Below are 15,238 nucleotides of genomic sequence, written 5' to 3'. Positions count from 1 at the left end.
TGCGGGAAACGGCGGACGGCGCAGGGCGGACGGCGGACCGCGGCGGGTCAGCCGATCGCGGAGCCCGCGACCCAGGCGGGCCAGGACATGTTCCAGCCGCCCAGCCCGTTGTCCGGAGCGACCGTCTTGTCCTGCGAGTTGACGACCTCCACCACGTCGCCGACCAGGGTCCGGTCGAAGAACCAGCCGGCCGGGGTGTCCGAGCCGCCGCCCTTGTTGTCGCGCAGGCCGATGCAGCCGTGGCTGACGTTGGTGGAGCCGAAGGTGTCCGGACTGGCCCAGTAGTTGCCGTGCAGGAAGGTCCCGGAGCGGGTGAGGCGGATGGCGTGCGGGACGTCGGGAATGTCGTACTCGCCGCCGAAGCCCACGGTCTGCCCGTTCATCCGGGTGACGTCGAAGAGCTCCATCACCACCATCTTCCCGTTGTAGGTCATGTTCTTCGGAGCCCCGGCGGTGATCGGCACGGTGGACAGCAGTTCGCCGTCGCGCCGGACCTCCATGGTGTGCGCGGCCGCGTCGACGGTGGAGATCTGGGACCGGCCCACGGTGAAGCGCAGGGTCTTGTCCTGGATGCCGTAGGAGCCGGGCGCTCCCTCGACGTCCCGCAGGCCGATCTTGACGGTGACCTCGGTGCCGGGCTTCCAGTAGGTCTTGGGCCGGAAGTCCAGGCGCTCGTCGCCGAACCAGTGACCCACCACCTCCACGGCGGGGACGGAGGTGATCTTGATGGCCCGCTCCACGTCGGCGCGGCGTTCGATGGACTGGCTGAACCCGAAGGAGATGATCATGCCGGTGCCGACGGTCGAGCGGTTCTCCGGCTTGAAGTAGCCGATGAACCGCTCCTCGGGAACGTAGGTGGTGAAGGTGGTGTGCCGTGCCTGGCGGCGGTTGTGCCCGTCGAGCGCGACCGCGTCCACGGTGTACTTGGCGGCGAGCGCGAGCCGGCCCTGTGCCGGGTCCGGGCTCCAGCTCAGCCCGTCGACGGCGATGGCGCCGGGCACCTGCTCCTGCTGCGCGTCCTCCACCTTCGTGACCACGACCCGCTCCAGGCGCCCCTCGGGCACGGTGACCGTCAGCGGGCCCTCGGCCGGCACCCCCTTGGCGTTGTCGCCGGGGGTGATCCTGATCGCCTCGTCCGGCGACCGGGGTTTGCCGGGCAGCTGGATCTCGATCGGGGAGCCGCCGTTCTCGGTGCATCCGGCCAGGCCTCCGAGGAGGCCCGCCCATACCGCCACGGCGGCCAAGCCCGCCCCTGCCCGCCTCGTCAGAAGAGTCACGTTCCTCCAACGACCGGGCCCCTCCGGGGGAAACGTGGGGGCGGCCCACGTTCCAGGCAGGACAGTCCGGGCAGAACAGTGGGAAGGACCGGACGGGGGCGGGCCGCGGCAGGGACGCCGGGGTCGCAGTTCCCCCACCCCCGCAGGTACCGAGAGCCGTGGAGGCGGGCAGTGTCGAGCGCAGCCGAGCAAGAGGCGAAGCCCCTGGCCGGGGTGGGGACCGGATCCGGGGCCGGGCCCCTGGACGAGGCCGGAACCGAGCCCGGAACCGAAGCCGGGAACGGGACCCAGTCGGGGAACGGGAACGGAAACGGGAACGGGCATCCGGCCGGCCAGGCCCAGAGGCTGATGGAACCGCAGGTCAGGGGGCATGCCGCGGTGGGCCGGGGGGTTCCCGGGCCACCGGTGTGGCCCGGGTCCTCGCATCCGCTGGGGGCGCGGTTCCACCAGGGGCCGGGCGGGACGGCCGGTACCAACTTCGCGCTGTGGGCCCAGGGCGCGGAGGCGGTGGAGGTCTGCCTCTTCGCGGAGGACGGCTCCGAGAGCCGCTGCGCGCTGACGGAGCTGACCCACGAGATCTGGCACGGCTTCCTGCCGGGCGTCCGGCCCGGGCAGCGGTACGGATTCCGGGTGCACGGGCGCTGGGACCCGTGGACGGGGGCCCGCCACAATCCGGCGAAGCTGCTCCTGGATCCGTACGCGCGGGCCGTGGACGGGGACTTCCTGCTGCCGCCCGAGGTGTACGGGCACGTCCGCGACTGGCCCCAGCAGTACATCGCCGACACCGTGCGCGACGACCGCGACTCGGCCCCGCACGTCCCCAAGGGGGTCGTGGTCCACGACGACGACGACTGGGCGGACGACGTCCGGCCGAAGACCCCGTGGGCCGATTCGGTCATCTACGAACTGCACGTGCGCGGCTTCACGATGCGCCATCCCGGCATCCCCGAGCACCTGCGCGGCACGTACGCGGGCCTCGCCCACCCGGCGGCGATCGAGCACCTGACCGGGCTCGGGGTGACGGCGGTGGAGCTGCTGCCGGTCCACCAGTTCGCGCACGAGGACCACCTGCTGCGCCGGGGCCTGCGCAACTACTGGGGCTACAACTCGATCGGCTACTTCGCCCCGCACGCCGCGTACTCCTCCAGCGGTACGGCCGGCCAGCAGGTCGGCGAGTTCAAGCGGATGGTCAAGGCGCTGCACGCCGCCGGGATCGAGGTCATCCTCGACGTGGTCTACAACCACACGGCGGAGGCCGGCGAGCTGGGCCCGACGCTGTCGCTGCGCGGGATCGACAACCGGGCGTACTACCGGCTCCAGTCGGACCAGCGGCGGTACGCGGACTACACCGGCTGCGGCAACACCCTGCACGCGGGGCGCCCGCACGTGCTGCGCCTGATCACCGATTCGCTGCGGTACTGGGTGACGGAGATGGGCGTGGACGGCTTCCGCTTCGACCTGGCGGCGGCCCTGGCCCGCTCGATGCACGACGTGGACATGCTCTCGCCGTTCCTCGCGGTGATCGCCCAGGATCCGGTGCTGCGGCGGGTGAAGCTGATCGCCGAGCCGTGGGACGTGGGCTCGGGCGGGTACCAGGTGGGGGCGTTCCCGCCGCTGTGGACGGAGTGGAACGACCGCTACCGGGACGCCGTACGGGACTTCTGGCGCGGCGCGCTGCCCGACGTACGGGACCTCGGGTACCGGCTGTCGGGGTCGAGCGACCTGTACGCGTGGGGCGGGCGGCGGCCGTACGCCTCGGTCAACTTCATCACCGCGCACGACGGCTTCACCCTGCGCGACCTGGTCTCGTACGAGTCCAAGCACAACGAGGAGAACGGCGAGGCGGGGCGCGACGGGACCAATGACAACCGGTCCTGGAACTGCGGGGTGGAGGGCGAGCCCGAGGAGGGCACGGATCCGCGGATCGCGGCGCTGCGCCGGCGGCAGTTGCGCAACCTCCTGACCACGCTGCTGCTGTCGACCGGGGTGCCGATGCTGGTGGCGGGGGACGAGTTCGGCCGGACGCAGGGCGGCAACAACAACGCGTACTGCCAGGACAACGAGACGAGCTGGGTGGACTGGTCGCTGCTGGAGGATCCGTCCTGGCAGGCGCTGCTCGCGCTGACCCGGCGGCTGCTGGCACTGCGCCGGGACCATCCGGTGCTGCGGCGCCGCGCGTTCTTCTCGGGGCGCTCGCAGGGGGCGGACGGGCTGCGCGACCTGGCCTGGTTCACCCCGGCGGGGGCGGAGATGACCGAGCGGGACTGGTACGCCCCGGCCGGGTCGGTGGGCCTGTACCTGTCGGGGCAGGACATCCCGGGCCGTGACGAGCGCGGGCGGCAGGTCACGGACGACAGCTTCCTGGCCCTGCTGCACGCCGGGGACCGGCCGGTGGCCTGGACGCTGCCGGGGGCGCCGTGGGGCAGGGCGTACGAACTGGTCCTGGACACCTCCCGGGAGGACCAGGCGGCGGCGCCCGCCACCGTGCACCGCGGGGGCGGGAGCGTGACCGTACCGGCCCGCTCGGTGCTGCTGCTGAAGGTGGTGGGCGGGGACGCGTAGGGCGTCCGGCGCCGTGTCCGGGGCTCCGGCGCCGTGTCCGGGGCTCCGGCGCCGGACGGACCCGGGGCGGGAGTTCCCGGACCTCCTGCGATGATGTGCCCTTCGTACGCACACACGCGTATACGGATGTTCGAGGGGTTGTGTCGATGGCGAGTGTCGGGACCGCGCTGCGGGAGCTGCGCGGGGCGCAGAAGTCGGCGAAGGGGGTGTCGCTGTACTCCCGGTTCGTCAACCGGCCGGTCGGGCGGTACCTGGCCGCCGGGTCGTACGCACTCGGGCTCACCCCGAACCAGGTGACGCTGATCAGCGCCGCCCTGAGTTTCGCGGGCGCGGCCGCCGTCGCCCTGGCCTCGCCCTCGTGGGGGCTGGGGGTCGCGGTGTGGGCCCTGCTCGCCGTCGGCTTCGCCTTCGACTCCGCCGACGGGCAGCTCGCCCGGCTGCGCGGGGGCGGCAGCGCGGCGGGCGAGTGGCTGGACCACGTCGTGGACTGCGCGAAGCTCACCTCGCTGCACACCTGCGTACTGATCGCCTTCTACCGCTTCCCCGAGGCCTACGGGATCGGCGGCGGGCCGGACGGCGCCGCCTCGGCCGGCTGGCTGCTGGTGCCGCTGGGCTTCCAGCTCGCCGCGGTCGTGACCTTCTTCGGCGGGCTGCTGACCGAGAAGCTCAAGCCGAAGCCCGCACCGGGAAGCGCGGCCGCCGCGCCGTCGAGCCTGCGCGCGGTGGCGCTGCTGCCCGTGGACTACGGGGTGTTCTGCCTGGTGTTCCTGCTCCTCGGTGGGAGCGGGGTGTTCCGCTGGGCGTACGCCGGGGCGGGCGTGATGGCCGCGCTGTTCCTGGTGGCGTTCCTCGCGAAGTGGTTCCGGGAGCTCAGCGCCGTCCCCAGGTAGCCCGGGAAGGCGCCGGCCGTCGGTCCGCTCAGCCCCGCTGTTCGGTGGCGAGCGGCTCCGACAGCACGTCCAGGGCCCGGCGCAGTTGGGTGCTGGAGGTGTGGACCGTGTACGGGAAGTAGACGACCTCGACCCCGTGCACGGCGAAGTCCTTTTCCAGCTGGTCGCCCTTGGGGGTGCCGCGCCAGTCGTCGCCCTTGAATATGACGTCGAAACGGACTTGCTTCCACGTTTCGACCTTGTCCGGGACGGTCTCGACAAAAGCGGCATCCACATACTGGACGCTGCGGACGATCTCGAGCCGCTCGACGAGCGGTATCACCGGGCGGCGCCCCTTGGCGAGTTCCGCCATTTCGTCGGACACGACCCCCGCCACCAGGTAGTCGCACTGACTCCGGGCGTGGCGAAGGATGTTGAGGTGTCCGATATGGAAGAGGTCGTAGGCACCCGGCGCGTAGCCGATCCGGTGGGACCTCCGCCCAGACTCAACAAATTCGGACATATCCTTCTCCGTCACGTGATATCCCCCAGAAGCCGCACACCTCGGTGTGGCGGATTAGCAGACAATAGCGTGCACGTTCCCTGTGTTGCCGGTGAACGAATAGGGTGACGTGCGCATCATCCTGGTGAGAGGGGGACGTCCAGTGTCGAAATCCGGTCAGCGGCGCCTACTGCTGGTTTCCACGAATTACGCCCCTGAGCACACGGGCATCGGCCCGTACGCCACTCAGATCGCTGAGCACTGGGCGGATCTCGGTCACGAGACCCACGTCCTGGCGGGCATGCCCCACTACCCGGCGTGGTCCGTCGAGCCGGAGTACAAGGGGGCGCTACGGCGCACGGAACAGCGCGCGGGCGTGACCGTGCACCGGCGCGCGCACACCGTTCCCCCGCGTCAGACCGCCGTCCGCCGGGCCCTTTTCGAAGGATCGATTCTGCTCCACGGCTCCGTGGCCCCGCCCCGGATGGGGAAGCCGGACGCGGTCCTGGCCCAGATGCCGAGCCTGGCCGGCGGCCTGGTGGCCGCGCGCCTCGCCGCGCGCTGGAAGGTCCCCTTCGTCCCGGTCGTCCAGGACCTTATGGGCGCCGCCGCCGCGCAGAGCGGGATCAGCGGCGGGGACAAGGCGGCCGCGTTCGCCGGGCGGGCCGAGGCCCACGCCCTGAAGCGGGCCGCCCTCGTCGGTGTGATCCACGAGACGTTCGTCGACCGGGTCGTCGCCATGGGCGTGGACCCCCAGCGGATCCGGCTCGTCCCGAACTGGTCCCACGTGGCACTGCCCACCAAGCCCCGCGGCCGGACCCGCCACCACCTCGGATGGGCCCCCGACCAGACCGTCGTCCTGCACTCCGGGAACATGGGGCTCAAGCAGGGGCTGGAGGTCCTCGTCGGCGCCGCCCGGCTCGACCCGAGCGTCCGGTTCGTACTGATGGGTGACGGCAGCCAGCGCTCCGCCCTCGCCGATCTGGCGGCCGACGTTCCCAACCTCGACATCATCCCCCCTGCCGCCGACGGCGAGTTCCCGGATATCCTCGCCGCGGCGGACGTGCTCGCGGTCACGCAGCACGCCGCCGTGATGGACATGAGCGTGCCGTCCAAGCTGACCTCGTACTTCCAGGCCGGTCGTCCCGTCGTCGCCTCCGTCGCGGCGCTGGGCGGGACCGCCCAGGAGGTGGAACGCTCGGGCGCCGGGGTGCTCGTACCGCCGGAGAACCCGGAGGCCCTGCTCAAGGCCGTACGGGCACTGGCCGAGGACCCCGCGGGCGCGGACGCGCTGGGCGCGGCCGGGCCGCGCCACGTGGCGGCGCACCTGAGCCGTGAGGCGGGCCTGGCCCGCATCGACGCACTGATGGACGAAGCACTTGGGGGTCCCCGGCCGTGATCGAGACCAACCGCCCGGCAGCGGCTCCGGCCGAGGACGAACCGGACCTGCTCCGGGATCAGTTCAAGCAGCTCCTGCGCTACCGCCGGCTCCTCGCCGCGGGCGTGGGCGTCGGCCTGCTCGGCGGGGTCTACCTCGGCGTCTCCACGGCGGACACCTACGTGGCCACCGCCGACATCGTGCTGCGCGCGCCCACCGACGACCCCTTCAACCCGAGCCTCGCCCCCGACAAGGCGATCAACATCGGCTCGGAGCGGCAGGTCGCGCTCTCCAGCTCCATAGCCAACGAGGCCGCGAAGAAGCTCGGGGTCTCGGCCACCGACTTCTCGGCCCTGCGCGCCGGTCTGCAGGTGACCAACCCCCCGCAGACGATGGTGCTGCGCTTCACCTACACCGCCGCCACCCCCGCCGAGGCCGCCAGGCGCGCCAACGCGATGACCGAGGCCTACCTGCTCAAGCGGCAGGAGGCCCTCGACGTCACCCGCGACAAGATGGTCAAGGGCTACCAGGAGCAGCGAGATCCGGTGGCCAAGCAGCTCGAAGACCTGACCAAGCAGACCGCCGGCATGCCGGCCGGTCCGGCACGGGACGCCGCGTACGCCGCCAAGACCGACCAGCAGAGCAAGATCAACACGCTCAACGGCAACATCGCCAAGCTCAAGGCCCTGGACATGACCCCGGGCCGGGTCACCAGCACCGCCGTCCCGCCGCACGGGGCCGACGGCCCCGGCATCGCCATGTCGCTCGCGCTCGGCGCCGCCGTGGGCCTCGCGCTGGGCCTGCTCGGTGCCTGGGTGCGGCTCGTCTTCGACCCGGCTCCGCGCTCCGAGGGCGACGTCGCCCGGGCCCTGCGCGCGCCCGTCCTGGGATCCCTGCCGCGGGGCAAGGCCGACGGCGGACCGCTGCTCGCGGCGGGCGAGGAGGACCCCCGGCTGGCCGAGGAGTTCCGCTCGGTCGCCTTCCGGCTCGCCTACGACGCCCGCTTCGCGGACCGGCGCCGCCTCCTGGTGGTCGCCCCGCGCGGCAGCAGCGAGATCGCCGCCGCCGTCGCGGTGAACCTGGCCGCCTCCTTCGCGGAGACCGGCAAGGACGTTCTCCTCATCGAGGCCGACCTGCGCACCCCGGTCCTGGCCAGCCAGCTGCCCACCGACGCCGCCGGCCGGCCGCGCTGGAGCCAGTCGCAGAGCGGCGCCGGCGCGCAGCACGCGGAGACCGAGTGGCCCGACGGCCGCCAGCTCCTGGTGGACGCCGGGGAGTCGGGCAGCTTCGACCTGATCCCGGGCGAGCGGGTGCGCAACGTGCCCCGCGCGCTGACCTCGCAGCGGGCCACCCGGCTGATCTCCGAGGCCGACTCCCCCAACGCCACCGTCGTGGTGCTCGCCCCGCCCGTCCTCTCCTACGCCGACGCCCTCGCGCTCGTCGACCGCGTCGACGGGGTCCTGGTGGTCTGCAACCCCGGTGCGGTGCGCCGCACCGACCTCTCCCGCATCCGCGAGCTGATCAGCGGGGCCGGTGGCACGGTGCTGGGCGCCGTACTGCACGCGCCGCTGCCCGGCGAGAAGAAGCGCGGCCTCGGCCGGAGCCCCAAGGGCGGCGGCCCCGCCGCCGAGGAGCCCCGGCCGGCCCCCGCGCCTCCGTCGGCCCGCGCGCGCGAGCCGCAGCCGATCCCCTACGAGGTGGCCGCCGCCGACGCCTCGCAGCACATCCCGGGCGACGGCACCGACACGGTCGCCCTGCGTACGGTCCGCACGGGCCGGCGGTGAGCCGGCGCTCCCTCGCCGCGGTCGCCTCGGTACTGGACCAGGCCGCGTCCAGCGCCACGAACATCCTGGTCCTGGTGCTGGCCGCCCGGCTCTCCTCGGCGGCCGGCTTCGCCGACTTCTCGATGGTCTACGTGACCTTCACGGTGCTGCTCGGCCTGAACATGGCCTACGTCGGCCAGACCCTGGTGCTGGAGAAGGACGACCCCGGCTCCGCCCGCCTCGCCGCGGCCTGCCGCTCGGGCCTCGCCTTCACCGGCGCCGCCTCGGCGGCGGTGGGAGCCGTACTGGCCCTCCTGGGCCTGCTGCTGCCCGGGGCGACCGGGTGGGCGTTCCTCGCGCTGGGACTCGTACTGCCCCTGGTGCTGCTGCAGGACGGGCTGCGCTACTGCTTCTCCGCCCTGCGGGCCCCCGGGCGGGCCCTGGCCGCCGACGCTCTGCGCCTGGCCTGCGTGGTGACCGCGCTGCTGCTCCAGCCCGAGGGCTCCCCGGCCGGACGGCTGGTGCTGGTGTGGGGGGTCTCCGCCCTGCCCGCGCTCGCGCTCGGCCTGTGGCTGCTGCTGCCCTCGGTGCGGGGCGGCGCCACGGACCTGCGCCCGTACCTGCGGCGCGGGTACCTGGGGCAGCGGTTCGTGGTGGAGTTCGCCGTGGGCAACGGCTCCAGCCAGCTCGCCGTCCTGGGGCTCGGCGTCTTCGCGACCCCGCTGGCCGTGGGCGCGCTGCGCGGCGCCACCACCCTGTTCGGGCCGCTGAACGTGCTGTTCAACTCCGCGAACTCCTTCGGCCCACCCGTCGTCGGCCGGGCCTCGGGCAAGCGGGGCGTGGTCCGGCTGACCGCCCTGATGGGCGGCGCGCTCGCGCTGACCGGCGCCGCGTGGGGGGCGGTGCTGTACGCGCTGCCGGAGCGGGTCGGCCGCGAACTGCTCGGCGACACCTGGGAGGCTGCGGCCGCGCTGCTGCCCGCGACGGGCGCCCAGTACGCCGTCATGGGGCTGGGCACCTGTGCGCTGCTGACCCTGCGGGTGCTGAACCCGAAGGCCACCCTCTCGCTCCAGGTGGTCTTCTCGCTACTGTCGGTCGGGCTGCTGCTGGGCGGGTACGCCCTCTGGGGCGTGGCGGGGGCCGCGTGGGGCCTCGCCCTCGGCTCCGCCGCGAAGGCCGCGGCGGGCTGGCTGCGGGTGGCCCGGCTGCCGGCCCCCGAACCGGCCCCGGCCGCCACGTCCGACCAGGTCCGGGCAGCCTGAGGGTTGGTCTGAGGCTGGGCCCGAGGCTGGGCCGGCCGCGGGTCAGGCCGGGGTCTCGCCGAAGCCCGCTTCGATCAGGTCGAACAGGTCCCGCATGGCCTGCCGCTGGTCTTCCTGGCCGCGGATCAGGCTCGCGGTGTCCATCACGAACCGGGCCAGCGCCGCGGACCTGAGGTCGCCCTCGGGGGCTCCGGCCTCGGCCGCGATCGCGGCGGCGAGCGCGAACTCGTGGCGCCGCCACATCCGGTCCCAGTACTCCACCAGTTCCGGCGTCTCCCGGACCAGCGTGAGGTGGGCGATCACCGCCGGATCGTCGATCCGGCGGGAGGCCCGGGTCTCCACGAAGTGCTCGCGCAGGGAGTGCAGGACCGACTGCCCCGGCGCGCGGTCCCGTACCGCCGAGACGAGCTCGGCCTCGTTGTCCTCGTCCTCGTCGAAGACCAGGGCCTCCTTGCTCGGGAAGTGCTTGAACAGCGTGGTCACCGAAACGTCGGCCTCCTCGGCCACGTCCCGGACGCCGACCTTGTCGTACCCGCGCTCCAGGAACAGGCGCAGCGCGGCATCGGCCAGGGCCTTGCGGGTCTGGGCCTTCTTGCGCTCGCGGCGCCCCACTGTCTCGGTCATGGGACCACTGTACCGGCGTTGCGTATCCGGTGCACAAGTTGAGTGGTTCCACCTTTAGCGCAGGGAGGTGGCCCTGTCCTGCCGGTACGTGGCCACGAGCGCCAGGCACATCCCCGCGATGGCGATCCGGCCCGAGGCCTGGAGCAGCGGCCCGCGCAGCAGGATGAAGGAGTACCCCGCGACCAGCGGGACCACCGTCGAGATCAGGCTGCCCGGCGGCGAGCTGCGCCGGGCGCGCTTCGCGTAGCGCCGGTCGACGCGGGCGGCGGCGTACCCCATCCCCAGCAGCCCCGCCCCCATGCCCAGCGGCCCGAAGTCGATCCACAGCTCGGCCCAGATCGGGGAGGACAGGTTGGTGTTGACCGTACCCATCCACTGGCCGACCATCACGCCGGTGTCGCGCGGCTTGGACGACCACACCGAGCGCGGCACCGCGAAGAAGACCGATCCCGCGAGCTGGCGCCCGTAGGAATGGCCGGGACCGGATTCGGAGAAGGTGATGGTGTTCGCGAACATGCCGATCTGGTCGTAGTCCTTGAGCGCCATCGGCTCCAGGAACGAGGTCGTCTCGACCGGCTTGTAGTTCTTCTCGTCGTAGCGGAAGCGGTCCGCGAACGGGAAGATCAGGAGGGCGATCACCACGGCCATGGACAGGGCCACCCGGTACATCGCGGCGCTCACCGGGAAGACGGTGAAGAGCATCGCGAACATGACCGTGAGGAACCAGTAGCGCGGGTTGGAGATCGGGTTGTTGACGATCAGGTTGAGGACCATGAGCGCCGACCAGGTGACGATGATCGACACCTTGCGGCGGGCGAACTTCGAGGTGATCAGCCAGCGCGTGTACAGCAGCAGGGCCAGCAGCGCGGGGACCGTGCCGAAGCCCCGCAGCAGGGCCTGACCGGCCTGGCCGTCCTGGGAGACGCCCGCCTCCTCGATGCCCGCGATGATCTCCTGGCGGCTGGAGAAGAACACCGCCGGTCCGCCGAGCTTCACGATCAGGGCCGCGCTGCCCAGGAACGCCACGGCCGTCAGCAGGTGCAGCCGCCGCCGGTGCGCCATGACCGGGCGCGGCTCCTTCAGCGAACCGCCCGCGCGGCCCGCCGGCCGGTGCCGGGCCAGCAGCACGCCCACGTCGAAGGCGGCGCAGCCGAGCAGCACCAGGCCGATGGCGGCGGTGAGGTCGGAGCGCGGGCCGACGACGGGGGTCGGGACCTGGCCGAGGACGGCCTGCGCGAGGGGGGCCACGCCCATGGCCATGTAGACGAAGAGCCAGAAGGAGCCCTGGAGCAGCTTGCGGCGGCTGGTCAGGACCATCGCCGAGAGCCGGGCGCCCGCGTACATGGTGAGCAGCAGCTGGAGCCAGAAGGCCGCGTCGTGCTGCCCGGCGCCGGGCTGCACCGCGACGAACAGCGGCAGGAAGACGGTGAACCCGAGGGCCAGCGGCACGGAGAGCGCCCGCGAGAGCAGCGTCCGCGGGGTGGTGACCCGGCCCCAGCCCTTCTCGTCCCCCGGCCGCGTCGGCACGGCCCGGGCGACGGCCCCGCGTATGTCGGTCGCCACGCTTGCCCCCACCCCCTGTGCCTGATTCGGGCGCAGTCTAGTCTGAGCGCTCGGGCGCCCGGGGAGGCGCCTTCGGGGGCGCCGTCGGGGGCCGGAGTACGAGGGGTGCCTGTGCGTGATCTTCCTGCCTTCACGCTGGCCGGATACGACAAGGGGCGCGGGCGGCTGACGCAGGCGCTCTGGTTCGCCGTGATGAACACGCTCTTCATGAGCTGGCTGTGTCCCGCCCGGCTGCGGGTCGCGCTGCTGCGGGCCTTCGGGGCCCGGATCGGCGAAGGGGTGCTGATCCGGCACAAGGTGCGGGTGCTGTGGCCCTGGAAGCTGACCGTGGGCGACCACGCGTGGATCGGCGAGGGTGCCTGGATACTCAACCTGGAGCCGGTGACGATCGGCGCGCACGCCTGCCTCTCGCAGGAGGCGCTGCTGTGCACCGGCTCGCACGACCACCGGGCCGCCGACTTCCGCTACCGCAACGCGCCGATCGCCGTCGGGGACGGCGCGTGGGTGGCGGTACGGGCCACCGTGCTGGCCGGCGTGACCATCGGCCGCTGCGCGGTCGCGGGCGCCGGGTCCGTGGTCCACAAGGACCTCCCCGCGCTGACCCTGCAGACCCAGGACGGGCACCGCCGCCCGGTCGACGAGCCGAAGTGAGTGCCGCTTTGAGAGTCCTGCACGCCGTCACCCTGCACTCCCCCACGCACGCCTTCGGCGGGCCGGTGCGGGTCGCGCTGAACCTGGCCAAGGGGCTGCGGGCCCGCGGGCACGAGGCGAACCTGCTGGCGCTGGGCGAGGGGTTCCCGGAGCCCTGGCCGACCTCGGTGGAAGGGGTCCCGGCGAAGCTCTTCCCCGCCCGGCGCCTGCTCCCCCTCGGCTTCAGCGGGATGACCTCGCCGGCCCTGCTCGCCTCCGCGGGCCGGCTGGTGCGGGGAGCGGACGTGGTCCACGTGCACCTGGCGCGGGACCTGGTCACCCTGCCCGTCGCCCTGGCGGCGCTGCGGGCCGGCACACCGCTGGTCCTGCAGACCCACGGCATGGTCGACCCGAGCGGGAAGCTCCTGGCCAAGGTGCTGGACGCGCTGGCGGTACGCCGCCTCCTGCGCGGCGCCGACGCCCTGCTGTACCTCACCCCGCACGAGCGCGAGGGCCTCGACGCCGTGGTCGGGGCGCCGCCGCTCCCGAACACCGTCCGGCTCGTCAACGGCACCCCGGCCCAGGAGGAGCGCCCCGCCCTGTCCGGGCCCCCGCGGATCCTCTACTCGGCCCGCCTGCAGGCCCGCAAGCGCCCGGTGGACTTCGTCGACGCCGCCCCGGCCGTCCTGGCGGCGCACCCGGACGCGGAGTTCGTGGTGGCCGGCCCGGACGAGGGCGAGCTCGCGGCGGTCCGCGCCCGGATCACGGAGCTGGGCCTCTCCTCCCGCTTCACGGTCCCCGGCGCCCTGTCCGGCGCGGAGGTCCTGACGGAGCTGCGCCGCGCGCACGTCTACGTACTGCCCTCCGTGGACGAGCCGTTCCCGATGTCGGTCCTGGAGGCCCTGTCGGTGGGCGTCCCGCCGGTGGTGACCCACTCCAACGGCCTGGCCCGCGACATCGCCCGCGCGGGCGCGGGCCGCGCGGTCGACCCGGGCCCGGCGGGCGTCGCGGAAGCCGTCCTGTCCCTGCTGGACCCGGCCGAGAACGCCACGTCCTCGAAGGCCGCCCGCGAACTGGCCTCGTCCGCCTTCTCGATGGACGCGGTCCTGGACACGCTGCTACCGGTCTACGAACGCATCTCCCGCTGAGCGGACCGGCCCGGCACCGTCAGCCCTCGCGGCCCTGGACGTGGGCGTGGGCCCCGAGGGTCCGGGCCACGGCCCTGACCTCGGCGTCGATCTCGTCCGTGGTCCGGCCGCCGTACTCGAGGGTGTCGTACTCGTCGTCGAGCTCCGCGAGCCGCCGTGTCAGGAGCGGCTCGTGGCCGTAGCGCCGGTGGACGCGGAGCGTGAGCTCCGAAGGCGTGAACTCGCCGGCGAGCATGCGGCGTGCGAGCGCGGGGACCGCGGCTTCGCGGCCGGCCGCGCCGTCGACCGGGTAGAAGACGAGGCCCAGTTCGTGGAGCGCCGCGGGGAGCAGGTCGTGGACGTCGTAGACCGCCTCGGCGCGCGTGCAGGCTGCGAGGACGCGCAGGCCCGGGGTGTCGAGTCCGGCGACCAGCGCTTCGCAGGCGGTGCTGACGACATCGCTCCCGCTGACTTCGCTGACGCTCCAGAGGGCGACATGGTCCTGCAGAGCGATCGCTGCTTCTTCGGTCGACGTCATCGGCCCATGGTGCCTTCGCCGCCCGGCCGGGTCGAATCGTTTGCGCCGAAGGCGCTGCTCAGCGGGCCGTTCCCGCGCTGCCGCCGGTCGGCTCAGAGCCCCCGGCGGGTTTCGTCGACGACCGGGAGGGCGCCGACGCGGCGGCGCTTGAGGACGCTCGCGTAGACCGCGAGGCCGATGATGCCCGCCACCATCATGATGACCCCGACCAGATCGAGGTTGACGCTCTGCAGCTGCCAGTCGCTCGCGAAGGTGAGGATGGCCCCCACCACGATCAGGCCTATGCAACCGCTGATGCCCCTCATGGAATTCTCCTCCAGCATCGTGGACGGGGTGCGGCCCCGCCGTGTGGAAACGCGGATGCCCCCGATGCGGGAACGGAAACGCCCCCGGTGCCCGGGGTAGGGGCAGCGGGGGCGTGGCGCCTGGCACGGAGCGTCACGTGCAGGGGGTGTTATGCCGAAGGCACCCACGCGTAGCAGCCGTTCGAGACGAACTGGGTCGTGCCCGCCGGGATCTTGGCGGTGATCCTGTCACCCGGCTTCGGCGGGGTCTGCGGGCCCGAGGCGAGGGCGGCGCCGTCCTTGCCCTTGGCCTCCCAGACGCAGGTGGTGCTCTGGGTCAGCGCGCGGTACGTGCCCGCCGCCGGGGACTGCTTCGTACCGTCCGGGAAGCCCTTCGCCGCCGCGTCGAGGACCGGCTTCTGCTCGGGGCAGAGGTAGGTGATGGCGTCCTTCGCGCCCGGGATCTCCCCGGCCACGAGGGCGCCGACCGCCGCGTCCTTGTCCCTCTTCGCCGTGCGCTCCACCCGCTGGCAGGCCTCCTGGCCGCTCTGCAGGACGGCCGCCGGGTCCATCTGCTCCGGGACCCGACCGCTCAGGTACTGCTTCTGCGGCGCCGTGAAGCTGCCCGTCTTCGGGACGAGCTTGGTGTCCGGCAGGACGGGACCCGTCGGCTTCGCGTCCGCCGGGGGCTGCGACGGGGTGGCCGTGGCGTCGGCCGGGTCGGGCGCCGACGAGGCGGCCGGCGGCTTGGGCGAGGCGGCCGAGGCTTCGGCCTTGCCGTCGCCGCCCGAACTGCAGGCCGTCAGCGTCAGGGCGGCGGCCAGCAGGACGCCGACCGCTGCGGAGCGTCGGTACATGA

At 73.1% G+C, this 15,238-nt stretch carries 14 protein-coding genes; 7 read left to right on the top strand and 7 right to left on the bottom strand.

Annotated features, from left to right (window positions below; genetic code table 11):
- Positions 1 to 47: 47 nt before the first annotated feature.
- Positions 48 to 1,244 (bottom strand): Ig-like domain-containing protein, encoded by a 1,197-nt coding sequence (locus OG435_RS31075; RefSeq protein WP_430625723.1) that lies wholly within the window; start codon positions 1,242 to 1,244, stop codon positions 48 to 50.
- A 204-nt stretch (positions 1,245 to 1,448) separates the two neighbouring features.
- On the opposite strand from OG435_RS31075, the gene glgX reads away from it, so the two are divergent.
- The gene (gene glgX / locus OG435_RS31070; protein ID WP_430625722.1) at positions 1,449 to 3,839 is read left to right on the top strand and encodes a glycogen debranching protein GlgX; all 2,391 of its coding nucleotides are present in this window, start codon (positions 1,449 to 1,451) and stop codon (positions 3,837 to 3,839) included.
- A 146-nt stretch (positions 3,840 to 3,985) separates the two neighbouring features.
- Positions 3,986 to 4,729 carry a CDP-alcohol phosphatidyltransferase family protein gene (locus OG435_RS31065; RefSeq protein ID WP_266881219.1) on the top strand — a complete coding sequence of 248 codons (744 nt, stop codon included), beginning with the start codon at positions 3,986 to 3,988 and terminating at the stop codon, positions 4,727 to 4,729.
- Between the two features lie 28 nt (positions 4,730 to 4,757).
- Here OG435_RS31065 and OG435_RS31060 read toward each other — a convergent pair whose 3' ends face one another.
- On the bottom strand, positions 4,758 to 5,231 hold the full coding sequence (locus tag OG435_RS31060) for an adenylyltransferase/cytidyltransferase family protein (RefSeq protein WP_266881218.1): 474 nt from the start codon (positions 5,229 to 5,231) through the stop codon (positions 4,758 to 4,760).
- Between the two features lie 172 nt (positions 5,232 to 5,403).
- On the opposite strand from OG435_RS31060, the gene OG435_RS31055 reads away from it, so the two are divergent.
- From OG435_RS31055 to OG435_RS31045, 3 genes are read left to right on the top strand one after another with little or no spacing between them, the layout of a single operon-like run.
- The gene (locus OG435_RS31055; protein ID WP_266882242.1) at positions 5,404 to 6,609 is read left to right on the top strand and encodes a glycosyltransferase family 4 protein; all 1,206 of its coding nucleotides are present in this window, start codon (positions 5,404 to 5,406) and stop codon (positions 6,607 to 6,609) included.
- Positions 6,606 to 8,372: a lipopolysaccharide biosynthesis protein gene (locus OG435_RS31050; protein ID WP_266881217.1), complete on the top strand. Its 1,767-nt coding sequence runs from the start codon at positions 6,606 to 6,608 to the stop codon at positions 8,370 to 8,372. Before OG435_RS31055 ends, OG435_RS31050 begins: the two co-directional genes overlap by 4 nt.
- A complete protein-coding gene (locus OG435_RS31045) occupies positions 8,369 to 9,613 on the top strand; it encodes a hypothetical protein (RefSeq protein ID WP_266881216.1) in 1,245 nt (414 codons plus the stop codon). Before OG435_RS31050 ends, OG435_RS31045 begins: the two co-directional genes overlap by 4 nt.
- Positions 9,614 to 9,655: 42 nt before the next feature.
- Here OG435_RS31045 and OG435_RS31040 read toward each other — a convergent pair whose 3' ends face one another.
- Positions 9,656 to 10,237 (bottom strand): TetR/AcrR family transcriptional regulator, encoded by a 582-nt coding sequence (locus OG435_RS31040; RefSeq protein WP_266881215.1) that lies wholly within the window; start codon positions 10,235 to 10,237, stop codon positions 9,656 to 9,658.
- Between the two features lie 54 nt (positions 10,238 to 10,291).
- Positions 10,292 to 11,800, bottom strand: a complete 1,509-nt coding sequence (locus OG435_RS31035) for a hypothetical protein (RefSeq protein ID WP_430625721.1) — start codon at positions 11,798 to 11,800, stop codon at positions 10,292 to 10,294.
- Between the two features lie 111 nt (positions 11,801 to 11,911).
- Here OG435_RS31035 and OG435_RS31030 point away from each other — a divergent pair, with 111 nt between their 5' ends.
- Positions 11,912 to 12,451: a WcaF family extracellular polysaccharide biosynthesis acetyltransferase gene (locus OG435_RS31030; protein ID WP_266881214.1), complete on the top strand. Its 540-nt coding sequence runs from the start codon at positions 11,912 to 11,914 to the stop codon at positions 12,449 to 12,451.
- A gap of 8 nt (positions 12,452 to 12,459) precedes the next feature.
- Positions 12,460 to 13,578 carry a glycosyltransferase gene (locus OG435_RS31025; RefSeq protein ID WP_266882238.1) on the top strand — a complete coding sequence of 373 codons (1,119 nt, stop codon included), beginning with the start codon at positions 12,460 to 12,462 and terminating at the stop codon, positions 13,576 to 13,578.
- A 19-nt stretch (positions 13,579 to 13,597) separates the two neighbouring features.
- Here OG435_RS31025 and OG435_RS31020 read toward each other — a convergent pair whose 3' ends face one another.
- The 3 genes from OG435_RS31020 to OG435_RS31010 form a co-directional block, all read right to left on the bottom strand.
- Entirely contained in the window at positions 13,598 to 14,095 is a 498-nt protein-coding gene (locus OG435_RS31020) for a hypothetical protein (RefSeq protein WP_266881213.1), read from the bottom strand.
- Positions 14,096 to 14,187: 92 nt separating this feature from the next.
- Positions 14,188 to 14,400: a hypothetical protein gene (locus tag OG435_RS31015; protein WP_266881212.1), complete on the bottom strand. Its 213-nt coding sequence runs from the start codon at positions 14,398 to 14,400 to the stop codon at positions 14,188 to 14,190.
- Between the two features lie 149 nt (positions 14,401 to 14,549).
- The gene (locus OG435_RS31010; protein ID WP_266881211.1) at positions 14,550 to 15,236 is read right to left on the bottom strand and encodes a hypothetical protein; all 687 of its coding nucleotides are present in this window, start codon (positions 15,234 to 15,236) and stop codon (positions 14,550 to 14,552) included.
- Between the last annotated feature and the right edge of the window lie 2 nt (positions 15,237 to 15,238).

Origin of the sequence: Streptomyces sp. NBC_01264 (genome assembly GCF_026340675.1) — a bacterium.
GTDB lineage: Bacteria > Actinomycetota > Actinomycetes > Streptomycetales > Streptomycetaceae > Streptomyces.
The sequence above is the reverse complement of the archived record's forward strand: the minus strand, read 5'-3'. Positions and strand labels throughout refer to the sequence as shown.

Excerpts from the sequence above, each read along its gene's own strand:
- OG435_RS31065 (WP_266881219.1), top strand. The coding sequence starts at position 3,986 with ATGGCGAGTGTCGGGACCGCGCTGCGGGAGCTGCGCGGGGCGCAGAAG.
- OG435_RS31060 (WP_266881218.1), bottom strand. The coding sequence starts at position 5,231 with ATGTCCGAATTTGTTGAGTCTGGGCGGAGGTCCCACCGGATCGGCTAC.
- OG435_RS31040 (WP_266881215.1), bottom strand. The coding sequence starts at position 10,237 with ATGACCGAGACAGTGGGGCGCCGCGAGCGCAAGAAGGCCCAGACCCGC.
- OG435_RS31020 (WP_266881213.1), bottom strand. The coding sequence starts at position 14,095 with ATGACGTCGACCGAAGAAGCAGCGATCGCTCTGCAGGACCATGTCGCC.
- OG435_RS31015 (WP_266881212.1), bottom strand. The coding sequence starts at position 14,400 with ATGAGGGGCATCAGCGGTTGCATAGGCCTGATCGTGGTGGGGGCCATC.
- OG435_RS31010 (WP_266881211.1), bottom strand. The coding sequence starts at position 15,236 with ATGTACCGACGCTCCGCAGCGGTCGGCGTCCTGCTGGCCGCCGCCCTG.